Below are 17,088 nucleotides of genomic sequence, written 5' to 3' on the forward strand. Positions count from 1 at the left end.
TATGCTCGACCAAGACCTTGCGGACCTGCAGCTCGTGGATCATCACGTTCATGGCGCCGTCAAAGAACCACTGGACCGGGCCGGCTTCGAGCGGCTGATCACCGAGTCGGACCGGCCGGTCCCGCCGTGGATGTCGACGTTCGACTCCCAGCTGGGCTTCGCAGTTCGCCGGTACTGCGCTCCACTCCTCGGACTGGCTCCACACGCGTCAGCCGACGACTACATGGCTGCACGTGCCCAGCTGGGTGCGGGCGCCGTCAACCGGCTCTTTCTCGAAGCCGCCGGCGTGAGCGACTACCTGATGGACACAGGCCATCTGCCTGACGAGCTGACTGATGTCGACGAGTTGGCGAAGCTGAGTGGTTCCCGCGCCCATGAGGTGGTCCGGCTGGAGTCCGAGCTCGAGTACGTCGCCGCACACGAGTCCAGCGTTACTGCCGTACCTGACGCCCTGGCACGGTGGTTGGATGAGCGGACTGCTGGAGCGGTCGGGCTGAAGAGCATCGTGGCGTACCGGCACGGGTTCGACTTCGACCCGGCTGAGCCGAGTAGTTCCGAAGTACTGGCCGCACTGGATCGCTGGTACGCGTCAGGGCCTGAGCGGGTCACTGATCCCGTTCTGCTGCGCTGGCTGCTGTGGACGGGGGCGCGACGCGACCTGCCGTTACAACTGCACGTGGGCTTGGGTGATCCGGACCTGAACCTCCACATGACCAACCCGCTGCTACTGACCGAGTGGCTACGGCAGGTAGAGCCACTCGGTGCGCAGGTGGTGTTACTGCACTGCTATCCGTACCACCGTGAGGCCGGATACCTCGCACACGCCTTTCCGCACGTGCACTTCGACCTCGGCCTCACCACGATGTACGTCGGCGCGCGGGCGGCCGCCGTACTGGCCGAGGGGCTCGAGCTGGCGCCGTTCGCCAAGCTGCTCTACTCGTCCGACGCGTGGGGCCCCGCGGAGCTGCACTTCCTGGGAGCCACGCGGTGGCGGCGTGCGGTCACGACTGTGCTCAGTGGGTTTGTGGACCAGGGCGACTGGTCCGCCGACGACGCCCTGCGGGTGGCAACACTGTGGGGCCGCGAGAACGCCGTACGGCTCTACAACCTGAGTTAGAGGTAGAGGCCGGTCTGGCCGTCTTCGAGGCGGCCGGCGGCCACCGCGTGCAGGTCGCGCTCGCGGAGCAGGATGTAGTCGTCGCCGCGGACCTCGACCTCGGCCCGGTCCTCCGGGTCGAACAACACCCGGTCGTCCACCTCGACCGTGCGGACGTTGGCGCCGATCGCGACCACCTTGGCCCAGGCGAGCCGACGGCCCATCTGTGCGGTGGCCGGGATCAGGATGCCCGCCGAGGACTTCCGCTCGCCCTCCTGCTCGAGGGCGACCAGGACCCGGTCGTGCAGCATCCGGATCGGCAGTTTGTCGTCGGAGAGCCGCTTGCGAGGAGTCACCGGCGACCTACCAGCCGACGGATCAGCAGCAGCACGGCGAAGACGCCGACCGCGGCACCGCCGACCGCGACGAGCTTCTGGGTCCGCAACTGGCCGCGCTCGTCGAAGACCTGCGCCTTCGCCTGCTCGACCTGCCGCTTCGCCACGTTCTTCGGGTGCGCCCGGTCGACCAGTTCGTCCACGGTCGAGGCCAGGCGCGCGCGGGTGGCGGCGATATCCGCCTCGATCTGCTCGGCCGTCCGAGCCTGCGTGTCCGACACCTGTCGACGCTCCCTTCGTTCCTGGGGGCTGCCCCGGGATGCCCGGGGCTGCCCTGCTGAGTCCATCCTCGCAGGTCATCGCTGCAGGTCGACGACCACCTTGATGTCTTCCGGTTCCCGGACCAATGCGGACGGCCAGTCGGACAGCGGTACGGTCCGCGTGATCAAACGCTCCAGCCAGGCCTGGTCCGCGGTCTGGAGGATGCCGACCGCGTCCGCGTAGTGCCGTTTGGCCGCGTTGACCGATCCCACCAGGGCCGCGTTGCGGATGACCAACTGGCGGTTGAGGGTGTCCATCGGTACGTCGATGGTCGCGGGCCCGGGCGAGATGCCGGTCAGGCACATCACACCGGCCGGCCCGAGCAGCTTGGCGCAGTCGAACACCAACTGCCCCGCTCCGGTCGCCTCGATCACCACATCCGGCGTGACACTCAGGTCACCCAGCTCAGTGAGGTACGTCCCACCGAGTGCACGGACCAGATCAGGCTTCGGGCCGTCCTTGGTCCGGTCCAGCACGTGTACGGCGTACCCGCGCTGCGTGGCGATCAGAGCGGCCAGCAGACCGATCGGACCGGCCCCGGTGACGAGCACATGCTCCGGCCCGAACCATGACCGGGAGGCGACCCGGTCCACCTGCTCCCACGCCTTGGCGAGGATGCTGGTGGGCTCCACGAGTACGCCGAGGTGGCCGAGGTCTCGCGGGATCGGAGTCGCGAAGTACGGATCTACTCGCCAGCGCTCAGCGCCGTACCCGTCCATCTCGTTGATGCCGCGCTCCGTGTAGCGCCCGTTGCGGCAGAAGTCCCACTCACCGCGTGCACAGGCCGGACACGGCTCGGGATCGGGTCGGCGGACCACACCGGCCACCAGATCGCCTGCCGTGAAGCCAGAGCCGTCCGGTGCCTCCAGGACCCGGCCGAGCGACTCATGGCCGATCACCAGGTGATCCGAGCCCGGTCTGCCCTTGCCGAACGCACCGGAGACCAGCTCGACATCCGTGCCACAGATCCCGGTGAGCAGACCCTCGACCAGGATCGAACCGTCCGAGGCCGGCGGCTCGTCGACCTCCCCTACAGCGGCTGAATCAGCTTTCCCCGTCGTCACTGTCATCGCCCGCATGCGTTCAGGCTAACCGGGTCATGTCGACGGTCACCTCGATGGCAGTCGCCGCGCCGCCGGAATAGATGCCTTTGAGCGGAGAGACGTCCGCGTAGTCGCGACCGGTGGCGACCCAGACGTGCCGGTGTCCGATCGAGATGTCGTTCGTCGGATCGAAGCCCCACCAGTTACCCGTCCATGCCTCGATCCAGGCATGGCTCTCCCCCACGACCGTCTCACCGACCGCGGCGTCGGGTTTCGTGTGCAGGTAGCCCGACACGTACCGACTGGGTACGCCGACCGCCCGCAGCATGGCGAGCGTGAGATGCGCGTAGTCCTGGCAGACGCCTTCGCCCGCTTGCCAGGCGTCAACGGCGGACGAGTGCACTCCGGTGGTGCCGCGCTGGTACCTGAGGGTCTCGTGAACCCACTTGGAGACCGCCAGCACAGTCTCCTGCGGCGTACGTCCCTTGCGCAGCGACCGGGCTACCGCGGCGAGCTCACGATGCCTCGGGACGTAGGTGGTCCACTCGAGGTACTCGGCGTACCTGTCGATTGACTCGGGTGAGCGCACCTGGGCCCAGGTCGCATCGACGGACGGGGGCGGTTGCTCGGTTGTCTCGACCACGGACGCCGCGACGACCTTCAGCTCGGTGTGTGGGGTGTGCAGGTCGAAGGAGTTGACCTCGGTGCCCCAGTAGTCCGTGTACTTGTAGGCCCTGGTTGCCGGCACCGTCTCGAGTCGGGCGACCATGAGGTTCTGCCGGTCGTCGCTGCGCGGTGTGAGCCGTGCTTCGTTGTAGGACTGGGTCACCGGTGTCGCATAGCGGTAGCCGGTCGTGTGGACTACCCGGAGGCGCCAATTCACAGGTTCACCTCCGCGTTGTTCCACTCGATCCAGGGCACGGTGTGGAAGTACTGCCGTGACACCGCCTCACCGACCTCGCGCACCGTGGTCTGCAGCGCCTGCAGCCGGCCGGTGAGGTCGTCCAGTAGCTCAGCCGGTCGCAGGAACTCCAGCTCGCTCCGGGCCTTGCCCAGCAGCCGTGCCGCCTCCGCACTCGCGCCGATCCTGGCTGACGGCCCATGGTCGAGCTCTTCCAGGCAGGACTCGGCCTGCGTGAGTGCGTGGAAGGCAGACCGTGGGAACAACTTGTCCAGCAGCAGGAACTGCACGACACGTGAGGCGTCCAGTGCACCGCGGTAGGTCCGCAGGTACGTGTCATGAGCACCAGCGGAGCGCAACACCGTCACCCACCCTGGCGACGTCGGCTTGTCCCCCACCCGGGACATCAGCAGCCGGACGATCATGTCCACCCGCTCCACCGACCTGCCCAGCACCAGGAACCGCCAGCCGTCGTCCCGGCTCATCGTGGAGTCGGCCAGACCCGCGAACATCGCCGCCCGGTTCTCCACAAAGGTGAAGAACTCGTGCGGCCCCACTCGACGCGCGGCCCGCTGTCTCTCGGGTACGGCGTTCCACATGGCGTTGATGCACTGCCACAGCTCGCTGGACACCACCTCGCGGGCCACCCGGGTGTTCTCCCGCGCACTCGCGATCGACGACACGATCGAGCCGGTCTCAGGCGACATCGCTACCAGCTCGGTCAGGCCCCACACGTCCAGCTGGGTGCCTTCCGGCGGTGTGATGCCCAGGACTGCCAGCAGCGTGCGACTCTCGCTGTCGGCATCGACTGTCGCGTCCTCGAGCAACTGGTGGACCGACACGTCGAGGATCCGCGCGGTGTCGTCCGCGCGTTCGACGTACCGGCCGATCCAGTACAGCGACTCGGCGTTGCGTGCGAGCATCGTCAGCACCTCCCCATCACTGTTGCTGCTGCTGTTGGGCGACGTTGAGCTCCGGACCTTGCTCCAGGGTGGCCGTCTCATCAGCCTTCCCGGTCTTGCCGAGGAGCCCTGTCGTTGCCAGACCGCGTCCACGCAGTTCGGCGTCCTCACCGGAGGCTCTGGGCGCGAGGACCCAGGTGTCCTTGGACCCGCCGCCCTGCGACGAGTTGACGACCAGACTGCCTTCGGGGATCGCCACCCGGGTCAGTCCACCCGGCAGCACAAACACGTCCTCGCCGTCGTTCACCGCAAAGGGCCTCAGGTCCACATGCCTCGGCTGCAACCGCTCACCGACCTTGGTAGGCACAGTGGACAGCTGTACGACGGGCTGGGCGATCCAGCCACGCGGATTGGCCTTGATCCGGCGACGCTGTGCCTGAAGCTCCTTGGGTGAGGCATCCGGTCCGAAGACGATGCCGTAGCCACCGGAGCCCTCGACAGGCTTCGTGACCAGCTCATCCAGCCGGTCCAGCACCTCTGCCTGCTCACTGGGTAGCCAGCAGCGGTAGGTGTCCACGTTGGGCAGCAGCGGAGTCTCGCCCAGGTAGTACTTCAGGATCTCCGGCAGGTAGGTGTAGATCAGCTTGTCGTCGCCGACACCGTTGCCGATGGCGTTGGCGATGACCAGGTTGCCTGCCCGGGCCGCGTTCACCAGACCCGCGACACCGAGCACAGAGTCCGGTTCGAACTGCACCGGGTCCAGGAAGTCGTCGTCGATCCGCCGGTAGATCACGTCCACTCGCCGCTCGCCCTCAGTGGTCCGCAGGTAGATCACGTTGTTGCGGGCGAGCAGGTCACGACCCTCGACCAGCTCCACACCCATCTGCCGAGCCAGCAGCGAGTGCTCGAAGTACGCCGAGTTGTAGACGCCTGGCGTGAGTACGACGACGTTCGGGTCGGTCACACTCGGTGGAGCCGCCGCTCTGAGGGCTCTGAGCAGATGGACCGCGTAGTCACCGACCGCACGGACCCGGTGCTTGGCGAACAGGTCCGGAAACACCCGTGCCATCGTCCGGCGGTTCTCCATCACGTACGACACCCCGGACGGGTTGCGCAGGTTGTCCTCCAGCACCCGGAAGTCACCCTGCTCGTCACGGACCACGTCGATACCGGCCACGTGGATCCGGACACCGTTCGGCGGGGCGATGCCGGCCGCCTGCCGGTGGAAGTGCTCGCACGAGGTGATGAGGCGCCGCGGCAGTACGCCGTCCGCCACGATCTGCTGTGGACCGTAGATGTCGGCCAGGAACGCCTCCAGCGCCCGGACCCGCTGCACGATGCCACGCTCCAGCCGCGACCACTCCGAGGCGGTGATCACCCGCGGCACCAGGTCCAGCGGGAACGGCCGCTCCTGACCCGACAGGCTGAAGGTGATGCCTTGGTCGACCAGAGCCCGGTCGAGCGCCTCGGCCCGGGTGGTGAGGTCGCCCGGCCGCAACGGCTCGAGCGAGTCGTGCAGTCGCTTGTACGCCGTCCGGACGCCGTCGACCGGGTCGAACATCTCGTCGTACGCGCCGGCGTGCGGCCGCCGCGGATCGAGGTACCCGTCGAACAACTGGGGGCCCGCGGGGCGGGACAAAGCGGGACTCATCCGCGTCCTCGCTTCGCTCCGGGCGCGGCTGAGGCACCAAGGGCGCTGTGTTGAATGATGACCTCGCTCCGCTCGCTCATCTGCGCATCTTCACCCAGGTTCGGCCCGCTCGCACCCGGAACCGGGCTCAGTTATCCCGCACGTAACATTGCGGACAGTCATTCGATCCGTTCCGTGGAGGGCCTGATGTCCGAACGTCTGTCCGTCGGCGACGCCGCACCCGACTTCACCCTCCCGGATGCGGACGGCAACCAGGTCTCGCTGGCGGACCTGCGCGGGAAGAACGTGATCGTCTACTTCTACCCGGCCGCGATGACACCGGGCTGCACCAAGCAGGCGTGCGACTTCCGCGACTCACTCGACTCCCTCCAAGCCGCCGGGTACGCCGTACTCGGCATCTCGCCGGACAAGCCGGAGAAGCTGGCCAAGTTCCGCGACCGGGACGCGGTGACGTTCCCGCTGCTCAGCGACCCGGACAAGGACGTGCTGACGGCCTACGGCGCGTTCGGCGAGAAGACCATGTACGGCAAGAAGGTCACCGGGGTGATCCGCTCCACCTTCGTCGTCGACCCGGACGGCAAGATCGCCGTCGCCCAGTACAACGTCAAGGCCACCGGCCACGTCGCCAAGCTGCGCAGGGATCTGGGCCTCTGACCACCGTTACCGACCTACCTCCCAGGTCGGTCCGACGGAGGGAAACCTTCGACCGTTTCATGCAAATGGTCCATGGAACGGGCGTTTGAGCACAGGACCTGGCGTGATTTGGATCACACATTTATCTCACCGGACCGCAGCCACATCGCTACGGTCGGTGAGTTTTTGAGCCTTCCTGCGAAAGAGCGATACTCCCAGAGCTCCCAGCGTCCGGTTGCGGTCCCTCGTCAGGTGTGTCAAGAACCACTGCGATCTTCGCCCTGACCAGCCGAAACCGGGTAATCTGCGCGCGCAGTCAGCCTCTGGGAGGGAGGGACCTGCCGCGATGGGAAAACATTCCTCTGCGGTGACGCGAAGTAACAACAACCGTCGATCGGTGTACATCACCGCGGTCGGGCTTCTGGTGATCTCGCTGGGCGCCGTGTTCGTGGTCCGTTCCTTCGGATCCGCGTCGGGAGCCGACGGCTTCCTCAGCAACGGCAGCCAGTCGTGCGAAGACCCCACGCAGGTCTCGCTGAGCACCACACCCGAGTTGCAGTCCGCACTGGAGTCGGCGTCCAAGGCGCTGGCCGGCAAAGGCGGCGACGACGGAACTCCGTGTCTGCAGTTCACCATCACCGCGGCTCCCTCGGCGAAGATCGCCCAGGACATCGCCGGTAACTCCGACAACCGTCCCGACCTGTGGATCCCGGACTCCTCGCTCTGGGTGGCCCAGGCCGACGACGGCCAGAGCGTGCCGACAGTCGCCGTACCCTCCATCGCCTCGTCACCGCTGGTGCTGGTCGGCCGGAGCGACAACTTCGCCGACACCTCGTCCTGGCTGCGCGCGTTCGGCGGTGCCGAGCCGGCCCTGCTGGACCCGCTCAGCACCTCGCCGGGTGCGCTCGCGCTGCTCGCGATCCAGTCCGAGCGGCAGCGCACATCGGCGTCCGACACCCAGGTCGCCTCGGTCGTCGTACCGCTGGCGCAGCGACTCGGCTCGATGGCCAAGCCGTTCACCGACCCGAACGCCCTCTTCGGCCGTGCCGACCAGGACGGCAGCCGGGTCGTCGTACCGGCGTCGGAGCAGAGCTTCGTCAAGTACCAGGAAGACCACCCGGACGCGCAGCTGAGGGCGATCGTGCCGTCCACCGGCACCCTGTCGCTGGACTACCCGATCGTGGTCACCGCGAAGTCCGACGTCGAGCAGGTCACCGACGCCGCCAAGGCGCTCGCCGGTGAGCTCATCTCCGACGCGTCCACCCAGGCCCGCGACACCGCCGGCTTCCGGGACGCGCAGTTCAGCCCGCTCAGCGGTGGCCGCGGCGTCGGCGACATCACCCAGCTGACCAAGCCGAACAGCGAGATGATCGACAAGACGCTGCTGACCTGGACCCGGCTGTCGCTGTCCACCCACTCGCTGGCCGTGATCGACATCTCCGGCTCGATGGCGGAGGTGGTCGGCAACAAGACCCGGATGCAGCTGACCATCGAGGCGGCCAGCGGCGGTCTGTCCCTGTTCCCGAACAGCGCGTCCCTCGGCCTGTGGACGTTCTCCACCAAGATCGGCCCGGACGGCGCCGACTACAAGGAGCTCGTGCCGATCGCGCCGCTGTCGGACCGGCAGCGCAAGAAGATCCTCGACAACCTGAAGATCCAGCGCCCGATCCCGAACGGCAGCACCGGTCTGTTCGACACCGCGATCGCGGCGGTGCGCGCCGTACGGCAGCAGTACGACTCCAGCGCGGTCAACTCGATCCTGCTGTTCACCGACGGCAAGAACGACGACCCGGGCAGCCCCACCCTGGAGCAGACCGTGAAGACCCTCGAGGGCCTGCGCGACCCGGCCCGCCCGGTCCGCATCATCGCCCTCGGCATGGGCCCGGAGGCGAACGCCGACGAACTCCGCCGCCTCGCCGCCGCCACCGGGGGCCAGAGCTACGTCGCCCGCAACCCCACCGACCTCCGCCAGGTCTTCATCGACGCCCTCCAAAGCCGCTGACCGGGACAATCAGCACGACCTGAGTCGCCTCCCCTAGGATGTCTTCCCGAGGGGAGGCGACTCTCCCGGCCAGAGTGGTGGAACGGCAGACACGCCGGCTTTAGGTGCCGGTGCCCCCGGGCGTGCGGGTTCAAATCCCGCCTCTGGCACACATGCCCCCGCATGCCGATGTCTCAGGTTGTGCAGGGCGAGAGGTCTGGGCGCAGCGGGGTGTCGCCGGGGTGGAGATTGAAGTGAGCGGCGGCGGAGGCGCCTCGGATGACCAGTTCGAGGTAGCCGGTGCCGGAGCTGCCGGGGATGAGGCCTGGGGTGTTCCGGGGGACGGCGGTGAGGTGGGGGTAGCAGGTGACGTCGGTGTGGGTGATGGCGCCCTCGGGGGTGCGGCCTGTCACGGGGAGTGCGGCGCCGAGGGTGAAGCCGACGGCGGTGGGGTGGCAGTTGAGTTTGCAGTTGCCGAAGTTGTCGATGACGCTGACGGTCGGTGGTTCGTCCGGGGTCAGCGGTACGACGGCCGGCGTCGACGGGACCGGGCGGTCGTCGGCGATCCACTTGGCCAGCAGCGGAAGGTACCAGAGGCTGCGGAACTGGGTGTCCGCGATGCTGTCCGCCTCGGCCGACGTGAGGTTCGTCCACGAAGCCGAGGCCAGCACTTCACGGATGTCGGTGACGAACACCTTCTGTACGTCGAGTTCTCGCCGTACCAGGGCCAACGCGCGGGGGTTGAACGTGCTGGCGACCAGATGCCCGCCGAACCAGAAGTAGCAGAACGGTACGCCGTTCGGCCACGCGCCGTCGCGAGGGGCGATGTTGAGCAGGGTGATGGTCGGATGACCGTCCTCACCCAGTGCTTGCGTGGATCTCAGACAGTCCAGCAGGGTGAGGGCGGCGAAGGCCTCCGGGTCTGGGCCGTCGGCGGCCACGATGGTCGGTGGCTGGCCGAAGAGTGCGCCGATGCGGGTGCTGAGCCGGGCCCGGGCGTTCCCGTCGGAACAGTCGGTGAGGTAGGTGATCGGGTACATGCGTGCTCCTGAGGATGTTCGCAGCTGGGACGAAAAAAGAGAGGCCCCCGACACAGGGGGCCTCTCTGGCTGCAAGCATCAGTGCGCGCGCCGCTAGAGTCCTCCGCATCGAGGGCTCAGCATTCGCATGGCGGCGTACGCGATCACGAACGGGATGGTAGCACTACCGCGTCTGGCCGTTGTCGAAATACGTGACCAGCGCCGGGTCCAGGGGTGGGACGTCGATCGGGGTGCCGTTGTCGCGTAGGGACGTGGTCGCGGCGTACCCGGCGGCCACCGCTGCGCGAGCCGCGACCGGGGAGGTGAGGGTCGCGCCGCCCTCGCGCACGAACCGCACGTACTCGTCGACCAGCCGCGGGTCCGCGCCGGCGTGCCCGCCGTCGGCGGCCGGGATCTCGACCACCAGGTCCGCGTCCTCGCGGTACCCGGACCGCTTGCTGTTCCACACCTTCACCACGCCGCCGGGGCTGTCGCCGAAGTTCTCCAGCCGCCCTTCGGTGCCGATCACCGTGTAGTTGCGCCAGTAGTCCGGCGTGTAGTGGCACTGCTGATAGGTGACGAAAACCCCGTTGTCCAGCAGGAGATTCGCCATCGAGAGGTCCTCGACGTCCAGCACCGGCGCGAGCCCCCGCTGTGACAGCGGCGGCCAGTTGTCCTCGGACACGAAGTCGTCGAAACGTTGCCCGGAGCGGTCGAGCCGATCCTCGATCCCGCCGTACAGAGTCAGCGCGCCCATCGCGTTCGCCCGCGTGGTGTACCCGCCGGCCAGCCAGTGCATCACATCGATGTCGTGGGCACCTTTCTGCAACAGCAGGCTGGTGGTACGACGCCGGTCCGCGTGCCAGTCCTTGAAGTAGAAGTCACCGCCGTGCCCGACGAAGTGCCGGCACCAGATCGCCTTCACCTCGCCGATCGCGCCGGACTGGATGAGGTCGCGCATCGTCAGGACGACGGGCATGTGCCGCATGTTGTGGCCGACGTACAGCCGTGAACCACTCTCGTACGCCGCCTGCAGGACCCGGTCACACCCGGTCGTGGTGATCGCGAGCGGCTTCTCCACGAACACCGAGACACCGGCCTGGAGGAAGTCGATCGCCGGGTCCTCGTGCAGGTCGTCCGGCGTGGTCAGGAAGACCCCGTCGAGTTTCTGGTCGAGCAGTTCGCGGTAGTCGGCGTGGGTGGTGGCGTCCGGGTACTGCGCATGGGCCGCGTCCCGCTGGCCGCTGGCCGGGTCCGCGAGGGCGACGACCTCGGAACCCCGGCCGGGCCGGTGGGCGTGCTGCGCGATGCGGCTGCGAGCGCCGAGACCCACCACACCGAACCGAAGATCAGTCATCACCAGGCAACTCCTGCACATAGTTGTTTACATCACCCTAACTCCGAACACTTGCGTCCTTCAATCACCCTTCCTCCCGGTGGAATCGCCGCAGTCGTCATTCGGGCAACACAGCCGGCTCGCCCGGTGACGTCACGATGACGGAATGTGCGTTCGGAGGTACAGCGCGTCCGGGCATAGGGTCGGGGCATGGCTCGTATCGATGGACGTACTGCGGATCAACTCCGGCCCGTGACGCTGACCCGGAAGTGGCTCGACCACGCGGAAGGTTCGGTGCTGGTGGAGTTCGGCCGCACCCGGGTGCTGTGCGCGGCGAGCGTGACCGAGGGCGTGCCGCGGTGGCGGAAGGGCTCCGGGCTGGGCTGGGTCAGCGCGGAGTACGCGATGCTGCCGCGGTCGACGAACACCCGCTCGGACCGCGAGTCCGTCAAGGGCCGGATCGGCGGCCGGACGCACGAGATCTCCCGGCTGATCGGGCGGTCGCTGCGGGCCGTGATCGACTACAAGGCGCTCGGCGAGAACACCATCCTGCTGGACTGCGACGTACTGCAGGCCGACGGCGGCACCCGGACGGCCGCCATCACCGGCGCGTACGTCGCCCTCGCGGACGCCGTGTCGTTCCTGCGCGATCGCAAGCTGCTGAAGAGCGAGCCGCTGACCGGTTCGGTGTCCGCGGTCTCCGTCGGCATCATCGACGGCACCCCGATGCTCGACCTCTGCTACGAGGAGGACGCCCGAGCCGAGACCGACATGAACCTGGTGGTGACCGGCGACGGCAGGTTCATCGAGGTGCAGGGCACCGCCGAGGGCGCGCCGTTCGACCGCGCCGAGCTGGACAGCCTGCTCGAGCTCGGTACGGCGGGATGCGCCGAGCTGACCAAGCTGCAGCAGGAGGCCCTCGCGTGACTGTATTGACTGCCGCGCTGCCGCGCGGCGGGCCATGGGGCTTTGACTCCCGGCCTTCCCTCGTCGCTCCAGTCGCTTCGCTCCCTCCGCTCCTCAGTCCAGGCCGGGAGGCCCCATGACCCAGGTCTTGCTTGCCTCGAACAACAAGAAGAAGCTCGAGGAACTGCGCCGCATCCTGACCCCGATCGTGCCCGGGATCGAGGTGCTCGGGCTGGGCGACGTACCGCCGTACGACGAACCGGCCGAGACCGAGCCGACGTTCGAGGGCAACGCGCTGCTGAAGGCGCACGCGGCGATGGCGGCGACCGGGCTGCCGTCGATCGCGGACGACAGCGGGATCTGCGTCGACGCGCTGAACGGGATGCCCGGCGTCCTGTCCGCGCGCTGGGCCGGGCCCGCGAAAGACAACCACGCGAACAACCTGCTGCTGCTCGGGCAGCTGGAAGACGTACCGGACGAGCGGCGTGGCGCGTCGTTCATCGCGGCCGTGGCCTTTGTTCGGCCCGAGGCCGAGGACGAGATCGTGATCGGCGAGATGCGCGGCCGAGTCATCCGGGAACTGCGCGGCACCGGCGGGTTCGGGTACGACGTCCTGTTCGCCGCCGACGGCTACGACCGCACCACGGCCGAGCTGTCGATCGAGGAGAAGGACGCGATCAGCCACCGGGGCAAGGCGTTGCGCGCACTCGCCCCGATCGTCGCGAAGGCGTTGGGAGGCTAGGACACGATGTTGTTCGCCGGATCTGATCGGGACGGGGTCGCCGCGGGCAAGATCACCGCGGCGTACCGGCGGTGGGCCGAAGCACGGGTGGCCGAGGGGCGGGTCTACCGCACCAATGCCGGCCGGATCGAGATCGAGAGCGTCCGCCAGGTCAACCCGGACCTGATCGCCGACAACGACCCCGTCCTCGACGCCGCGGACCGCCGCAACGCCAAAGACGTCCGCCGCCGCCTCCGCGGCAACGAGTCCTGGCCAACCTTCCTGATCAGGTTCCACCTCGTCGAAGGCCCTGACCCTCGCGAGCAGCTCGCGGCCCAGTCCACCTTGTCCCCCGACGATGTCGAGGAGCTGAAGACACGGTTGGCCACGTTCGACGAGCTCAGCCGACACGGCGCCTGGACCACCGACACGCTCCGGCTGATCCAGGCGAAGCCGGCCACCCGGGCCGCCGACCTCGCCGCCGAACTAGGCCGCGAAACCGCCCCCTTCAAACTGGACGTCCGCAAACTCAAGAACCTCGGCCTCACCCACAGCCTCGAGGTCGGCTACGAGCTGACCCCCCGCGGCACGGCGTACCTGAACGCCCTCGACAACTGACTGGCCTGCCACGGATCCCCGGTTGGCGCGTTCGGCGGCCAGCTAGCGCATCGCCGACCGCAGCGCCTCCCGGACCAGGTGCGGCTGCTCGCGCCAAGGGGAGTGGCCGGCGTCCGGCACCAGGTGGAAGGTGTGCTGCGGCGTGCACGCCGCCAACTCGCGGACGGCGGATGCCGGCCGCGGGTCGCCCTCGCCGTGGATGTACGTCACGTGCATGGGCAAGTCCGCCGCGAGATCGGCGAGGTAGTTTTCCGGCCATGACTTGATCTCGGTGCCGAGAGCGCGGTTGGCCGCGAAGTTGATCGGCAGGTCGACGGAAGCACTTTTCAGCGCCCAAGTCATCGCCATCGACTGGTCAGCATGGTCGGTGAACCACGAGAGCACCCGGAACTCGATCTCCTCCTCGGCGCTCCGATCCGCGCCGCTCAACGCGTCCAGGCGCTCCCGCTGGGCCGGAGTCATCCGCCGGCTCTGTTCATCGTGGTACGCCGTACGCCAGTCACCGATCCCGACGCCATTGAGGTAGACGACACCCGCGACGTGGTCCGGGTACGACGCCGCGTACACCAGCGCCAGCGTCGCGCCGAACGAGTGCCCGATCACCACGATCCGCTCGTGACCCCAGTACGCGCGCAGCTCCTCGATGTCCTGCGCCAACCGCTGCATCGTCTGGACGTCCGACGGACCCGACCGCCCGCACCCGCGTTGGTCGAAGCGGTGGACGATCGTCAGGTCATCCACCATCTCCGCGAGTACGGCGTAGTCGTCCCAGAGGCCGGGGCCGCCGTGCAGGATCACGACCGGCGCGGCGGAAGTCGCCGTACCAGTGGTTGCGGTCCACAACTGAACGCCGTCAGATGTCGAAAACGGCATGCGGGGTCGCAACCTCTACCGGGCCCGGATACGTCTTGCGGGCGTTCTCGGCTTGGGTGTCGCGGTTGTACCAGGGTGGGACATGGGTGATGACGAGGCGTTTGACGCCCGCCTTCTTGGCCTGTTCACCGGCGTGGGCGGGAGTGAGGTGGAGGTCGGTCGGGTTGTGCGGATCGTCATCCGGCAAGGCGGCTTCGGACAGCAGCAAATCGGCGCCACGGGCCAGCTCGACCAGGGCGTCGTTCGGGCCGGTGTCGCCGGTGTAGACCAGCGATTTGTTGCCGTGCTCAACACGAATCGCGTACGCCGGGACCGGATGCACCATCGACGCGGTCCGCACCGTGAACGGCCCGATCTGCTGAACGTCCTTCCAGGCATGGAATTCCAGCTCCTCTTCCATGCCTGGATCGAGCGGCAGGTCGTACGCCAGCGCCATCCGGTACGCCGTACCAGGTGGGCCGTAGACGGGGATCCGCGGGATCGGTGCACCGGGTGCGTACTTGGCCGCGACGTACAGGCCGCACAGGTCCATACAGTGGTCAGGATGCAAGTGGGACAGGCCGATCGCGTCGATCTCCGGTACGGCGAGATGCCGCTGGAGCGCGCCGAGCGCGCCACTGCCGAGGTCGAGGATCAGGTTGAATCCCTCGGCGGTCACCAGATAGCTCGAGGCGGCCGAGTCCGGCCCGGGGACGGACCCGGAGCAGCCGAGCACGGTGAGCTTCATAGCGTGAACATTACCGGCGGGTTGCCGCGTTCGCAGGCAAGCCGGTGCCGTCGGACCAGAGCTGATCCAGTTGCCTGGCGATGATGTCGCGCACGTCCACGGCGGATCTGGTGCCGTGGACAACATCCAGTGCGAGACCCGTCACACCCGCGACCAGCAGGTCGGCGGTCGAGTCCACGTCGACCGCCGGCCGCAACAGCTTCAGCTCGGCGGCCTGCCGGAGGATCAACGCGACCAGATTCTCCAGCGACCGGTCGCCGGTGAGGAAGACCGCGGCCAGGGCGGGATCGGTCAGGCTGCGCGCGTAGTACGCCGCGAGCGCGCGCAGGCTCAGCCGGCGCTGCTCGTCGAGCGGCACGAACTCGTCCAGAACCGCGCGCAGCAAGGCTTTCGGGTCGGTCAGGTCGGCCTGGATCCGGTCCCGCGCGAGCCGTTCGTTGGTCTGGTGCAACACCCTCAGCGATTCGACCAGCAGCTGATGTTTGGTGCCGAAGTGGTACTGCACCACGCGCAACGACACCCCGGCCGCCGCCGCGACGGCGCGCATGGTGACCGCCTCGAGCCCTTGCTCGGCGGCGATTCGCCACACCGCCGAAGCGATCTGGGTACGGCGCTCCGTCCGTCGATCGGACGGTGCTACCTCGGGCGGGGCCGGTGGATTACGGCGAGCGCGATACGCCTTCGCCTGACACGAGCGCGAGCAGTACACCGGCCGCCGTCCGCGCTCCGGCGGGCTCAGCGGCCGACGGCAGACCCGGCACATTTCGTCACGCACGCTTCGCAGTCTATTCAGCCAACTGCCGTGATGTAAGAGCTAAGTTGCGACTAAAGTTAACGGTCTCCGCTGATACGTTCGTATCGTTTCGAACGGATCGAGAGGAGCTGGGGATGGACGAGGGCTGGTACCGGTTCGCGATGGTGGTGGTCGCGTTCTTCGGCGTCTGGGAAGGCGTCATCACGCTGATCTTCCGGCTGTGGACCGACAAGGAACCGACCGCGCTGACGGCGGCGAACCACCTGGACGCGCCGTGGTGCTACATCGTTGCCGCAGGCGCCATCGTGGTCGCGCTGGCGTTGCTCGCCGTACTGGGCAACGCGCGCGCCAAGGTGCTGGCGAAGTCCTAGCGGATCCAGGCGAACTGGTCGACGCCGGACAGCACCGGGCCGAGGAAGCGCGAGCCGATCGCGGCGAACTCGGCCGGGCTGCCGGTGGTGACGAACCGGTGCCGCGGCTCGGGCAGGTTGTCCGGGCGGAGCAGTCCGGTCTTGGTGAGCACGCCGTACACGTCCTTGGCGCATTCCTCGGCGCTGCTGACGAGGGTGACGTTGTCCCCCATCACGTAGGAGATCACACCGGTGAGCAGCGGGTAGTGGGTGCAGCCGAGGATGAGGGTGTCGACACCGGCCTCGACCAGCGGGTCGAGGTATTCGTGCGCGGCCTCGAGCAGCTCCGGGCCGGACGTCACACCGGACTCGACGAAGTCGACGAACTTCGGGCAGGCCCGGGTGAACAACTCCACCTGCGGCGCGGCGGCGAAACCGTCCTCGTACGCCAGTGAGGCCGCGGTCGCCCGGGTGCAGATGACGCCGACACGCTGGTTCCGGGTGGCGGCGACCGCGCGGCGGGCGGCGGGCAGGATCACCTCCACGACCGGTACGTCGTACCGCTCGCGAGCGTCCCGCAGCATCGCGGCGCTGGCCGAGTTGCAGGCGATCACGAGCATCTTCACGCCGGCCTCGACGAGGTGGTCGAGGCACTCCAGCGCGTACTCCCGCACCTCGGCGATCGGCTTCGGGCCGTACGGCTGGCGGGCGGTGTCGCCCAGGTAGAGGATCGGCTCGTGCGGGAGCTGGTCGAGCACCGCGCGGGCGACGGTGAGTCCCCCGAAGCCTGAATCGAAGATCCCCACCGGTGCGTCTGCCACACCGGAAAGCTTATCGGGAACCGTCGGCACCCGCCCGGCGGCTGTGGCCAGACCCGGGATCGGGCAGTGCTCAAGCGAGGCTCACCTGAGCCTGGCAACC

Annotated in this window: 19 protein-coding genes and 1 tRNA gene; 8 read left to right on the forward strand and 12 right to left on the reverse strand. The window is 68.0% G+C overall.

The window, feature by feature from the left end:
* The first annotated feature begins 1 nt into the window (after window position 1).
* Entirely contained in the window at window positions 2-1,117 is a 1,116-nt protein-coding gene (locus AB0F43_RS07480; RefSeq protein WP_360471978.1) for an amidohydrolase family protein, read from the forward strand.
* Here the strand turns inward: AB0F43_RS07480 and AB0F43_RS07485 are convergent.
* The 6 genes from AB0F43_RS07485 to AB0F43_RS07510 all read right to left on the reverse strand — a co-directional run bounded on the left by AB0F43_RS07485 (window position 1,114) and on the right by AB0F43_RS07510 (window position 6,249).
* Entirely contained in the window at window positions 1,114-1,407 is a 294-nt protein-coding gene (locus tag AB0F43_RS07485; RefSeq protein ID WP_360473059.1) for a co-chaperone GroES, read from the reverse strand. The genes AB0F43_RS07480 and AB0F43_RS07485 overlap by 4 nt on opposite strands.
* 41 nt (window positions 1,408-1,448) lie before the next feature.
* A complete protein-coding gene (locus AB0F43_RS07490) occupies window positions 1,449-1,712 on the reverse strand; it encodes a DUF3618 domain-containing protein (protein ID WP_360471981.1) in 264 nt (87 codons plus the stop codon).
* 75 nt (window positions 1,713-1,787) lie between these two features.
* Window positions 1,788-2,831, reverse strand: a complete 1,044-nt coding sequence (locus AB0F43_RS07495) for a glucose 1-dehydrogenase (protein WP_360471984.1) — start codon at window positions 2,829-2,831, stop codon at window positions 1,788-1,790.
* 4 nt (window positions 2,832-2,835) lie between these two features.
* Window positions 2,836-3,678 (reverse strand): transglutaminase family protein, encoded by an 843-nt coding sequence (locus AB0F43_RS07500; protein WP_360471987.1) that lies wholly within the window; start codon window positions 3,676-3,678, stop codon window positions 2,836-2,838.
* Entirely contained in the window at window positions 3,675-4,619 is a 945-nt protein-coding gene (locus AB0F43_RS07505) for an alpha-E domain-containing protein (protein WP_360471988.1), read from the reverse strand. Before AB0F43_RS07505 ends, AB0F43_RS07500 begins: the two co-directional genes overlap by 4 nt.
* A gap of 16 nt (window positions 4,620-4,635) precedes the next feature.
* Window positions 4,636-6,249 (reverse strand): circularly permuted type 2 ATP-grasp protein, encoded by a 1,614-nt coding sequence (locus AB0F43_RS07510; RefSeq protein WP_360471991.1) that lies wholly within the window; start codon window positions 6,247-6,249, stop codon window positions 4,636-4,638.
* A 186-nt stretch (window positions 6,250-6,435) separates the two neighbouring features.
* Here AB0F43_RS07510 and bcp point away from each other — a divergent pair, with 186 nt between their 5' ends.
* From bcp to AB0F43_RS07525, 3 genes are all read left to right on the forward strand, one after another.
* A complete protein-coding gene (gene bcp / locus AB0F43_RS07515; protein WP_360471994.1) occupies window positions 6,436-6,903 on the forward strand; it encodes a thioredoxin-dependent thiol peroxidase in 468 nt (155 codons plus the stop codon).
* A 376-nt stretch (window positions 6,904-7,279) separates the two neighbouring features.
* Window positions 7,280-8,884 (forward strand): substrate-binding domain-containing protein, encoded by a 1,605-nt coding sequence (locus AB0F43_RS07520; protein WP_360471996.1) that lies wholly within the window; start codon window positions 7,280-7,282, stop codon window positions 8,882-8,884.
* 68 nt (window positions 8,885-8,952) lie between these two features.
* Window positions 8,953-9,033 (forward strand) — tRNA-Leu (locus tag AB0F43_RS07525).
* 24 nt (window positions 9,034-9,057) lie between these two features.
* On the opposite strand, the gene AB0F43_RS07530 is transcribed toward AB0F43_RS07525, so the two are convergent.
* Window positions 9,058-9,903, reverse strand: a complete 846-nt coding sequence (locus AB0F43_RS07530; RefSeq protein ID WP_360471999.1) for an SAM hydroxide adenosyltransferase — start codon at window positions 9,901-9,903, stop codon at window positions 9,058-9,060.
* Between the two features lie 163 nt (window positions 9,904-10,066).
* Window positions 10,067-11,239 carry a Gfo/Idh/MocA family oxidoreductase gene (locus AB0F43_RS07535; protein WP_360472002.1) on the reverse strand — a complete coding sequence of 391 codons (1,173 nt, stop codon included), beginning with the start codon at window positions 11,237-11,239 and terminating at the stop codon, window positions 10,067-10,069.
* 189 nt (window positions 11,240-11,428) lie between these two features.
* On the opposite strand from AB0F43_RS07535, the gene rph reads away from it, so the two are divergent.
* The 3 genes from rph to AB0F43_RS07550 all read left to right on the forward strand — a co-directional run bounded on the left by rph (window position 11,429) and on the right by AB0F43_RS07550 (window position 13,463).
* Window positions 11,429-12,145, forward strand: coding sequence for a ribonuclease PH (gene rph, locus AB0F43_RS07540; protein ID WP_360472004.1), 717 nt, complete (start codon window positions 11,429-11,431; stop codon window positions 12,143-12,145).
* A 115-nt stretch (window positions 12,146-12,260) separates the two neighbouring features.
* The gene (gene rdgB / locus AB0F43_RS07545; RefSeq protein ID WP_360472007.1) at window positions 12,261-12,866 is read left to right on the forward strand and encodes an RdgB/HAM1 family non-canonical purine NTP pyrophosphatase; all 606 of its coding nucleotides are present in this window, start codon (window positions 12,261-12,263) and stop codon (window positions 12,864-12,866) included.
* Window positions 12,867-12,872: 6 nt separating this feature from the next.
* On the forward strand, window positions 12,873-13,463 hold the full coding sequence (locus AB0F43_RS07550; RefSeq protein ID WP_360472010.1) for a hypothetical protein: 591 nt from the start codon (window positions 12,873-12,875) through the stop codon (window positions 13,461-13,463).
* A gap of 42 nt (window positions 13,464-13,505) precedes the next feature.
* On the opposite strand, the gene AB0F43_RS07555 is transcribed toward AB0F43_RS07550, so the two are convergent.
* The 3 genes from AB0F43_RS07555 to AB0F43_RS07565 are packed head-to-tail and all read right to left on the reverse strand — an operon-like array spanning window position 13,506 to window position 15,838.
* Window positions 13,506-14,336, reverse strand: a complete 831-nt coding sequence (locus AB0F43_RS07555) for an alpha/beta hydrolase (RefSeq protein WP_360472012.1) — start codon at window positions 14,334-14,336, stop codon at window positions 13,506-13,508.
* Window positions 14,317-15,063 (reverse strand): MBL fold metallo-hydrolase, encoded by a 747-nt coding sequence (locus AB0F43_RS07560; RefSeq protein WP_360472015.1) that lies wholly within the window; start codon window positions 15,061-15,063, stop codon window positions 14,317-14,319. Before AB0F43_RS07560 ends, AB0F43_RS07555 begins: the two co-directional genes overlap by 20 nt.
* Before the next feature lie 10 nt (window positions 15,064-15,073).
* Window positions 15,074-15,838: a TetR/AcrR family transcriptional regulator gene (locus AB0F43_RS07565; RefSeq protein ID WP_360472018.1), complete on the reverse strand. Its 765-nt coding sequence runs from the start codon at window positions 15,836-15,838 to the stop codon at window positions 15,074-15,076.
* A 113-nt stretch (window positions 15,839-15,951) separates the two neighbouring features.
* Here AB0F43_RS07565 and AB0F43_RS07570 point away from each other — a divergent pair, with 113 nt between their 5' ends.
* Entirely contained in the window at window positions 15,952-16,188 is a 237-nt protein-coding gene (locus AB0F43_RS07570) for a hypothetical protein (RefSeq protein ID WP_360472020.1), read from the forward strand.
* Here the strand turns inward: AB0F43_RS07570 and murI are convergent.
* Window positions 16,185-16,988, reverse strand: coding sequence for a glutamate racemase (gene murI / locus AB0F43_RS07575; protein WP_360472023.1), 804 nt, complete (start codon window positions 16,986-16,988; stop codon window positions 16,185-16,187). The two genes, AB0F43_RS07570 and murI, sit on opposite strands and share 4 nt — an antisense overlap.
* Window positions 16,989-17,088 lie beyond the last annotated feature (100 nt).

The organism is Kribbella sp. NPDC023972 (assembly GCF_040639075.1).
Classification (GTDB): Bacteria; Actinomycetota; Actinomycetes; order Propionibacteriales; family Kribbellaceae; genus Kribbella.

Excerpts from the sequence above, each read along its gene's own strand:
- AB0F43_RS07480 (WP_360471978.1), top strand. The coding sequence starts at position 2 with ATGCTCGACCAAGACCTTGCGGACCTGCAGCTCGTGGATCATCACGTT.
- AB0F43_RS07485 (WP_360473059.1), bottom strand. The coding sequence starts at position 1,407 with ATGCTGCACGACCGGGTCCTGGTCGCCCTCGAGCAGGAGGGCGAGCGG.
- AB0F43_RS07495 (WP_360471984.1), bottom strand. The coding sequence starts at position 2,831 with ATGCGGGCGATGACAGTGACGACGGGGAAAGCTGATTCAGCCGCTGTA.
- AB0F43_RS07505 (WP_360471988.1), bottom strand. The coding sequence starts at position 4,619 with ATGCTCGCACGCAACGCCGAGTCGCTGTACTGGATCGGCCGGTACGTC.
- AB0F43_RS07510 (WP_360471991.1), bottom strand. The coding sequence starts at position 6,249 with ATGAGTCCCGCTTTGTCCCGCCCCGCGGGCCCCCAGTTGTTCGACGGG.
- bcp (WP_360471994.1), top strand. The coding sequence starts at position 6,436 with ATGTCCGAACGTCTGTCCGTCGGCGACGCCGCACCCGACTTCACCCTC.
- AB0F43_RS07530 (WP_360471999.1), bottom strand. The coding sequence starts at position 9,903 with ATGTACCCGATCACCTACCTCACCGACTGTTCCGACGGGAACGCCCGG.
- AB0F43_RS07535 (WP_360472002.1), bottom strand. The coding sequence starts at position 11,239 with ATGACTGATCTTCGGTTCGGTGTGGTGGGTCTCGGCGCTCGCAGCCGC.
- rph (WP_360472004.1), top strand. The coding sequence starts at position 11,429 with ATGGCTCGTATCGATGGACGTACTGCGGATCAACTCCGGCCCGTGACG.
- rdgB (WP_360472007.1), top strand. The coding sequence starts at position 12,261 with ATGACCCAGGTCTTGCTTGCCTCGAACAACAAGAAGAAGCTCGAGGAA.
- AB0F43_RS07550 (WP_360472010.1), top strand. The coding sequence starts at position 12,873 with ATGTTGTTCGCCGGATCTGATCGGGACGGGGTCGCCGCGGGCAAGATC.
- AB0F43_RS07555 (WP_360472012.1), bottom strand. The coding sequence starts at position 14,336 with ATGCCGTTTTCGACATCTGACGGCGTTCAGTTGTGGACCGCAACCACT.
- AB0F43_RS07560 (WP_360472015.1), bottom strand. The coding sequence starts at position 15,063 with ATGAAGCTCACCGTGCTCGGCTGCTCCGGGTCCGTCCCCGGGCCGGAC.
- AB0F43_RS07570 (WP_360472020.1), top strand. The coding sequence starts at position 15,952 with ATGGACGAGGGCTGGTACCGGTTCGCGATGGTGGTGGTCGCGTTCTTC.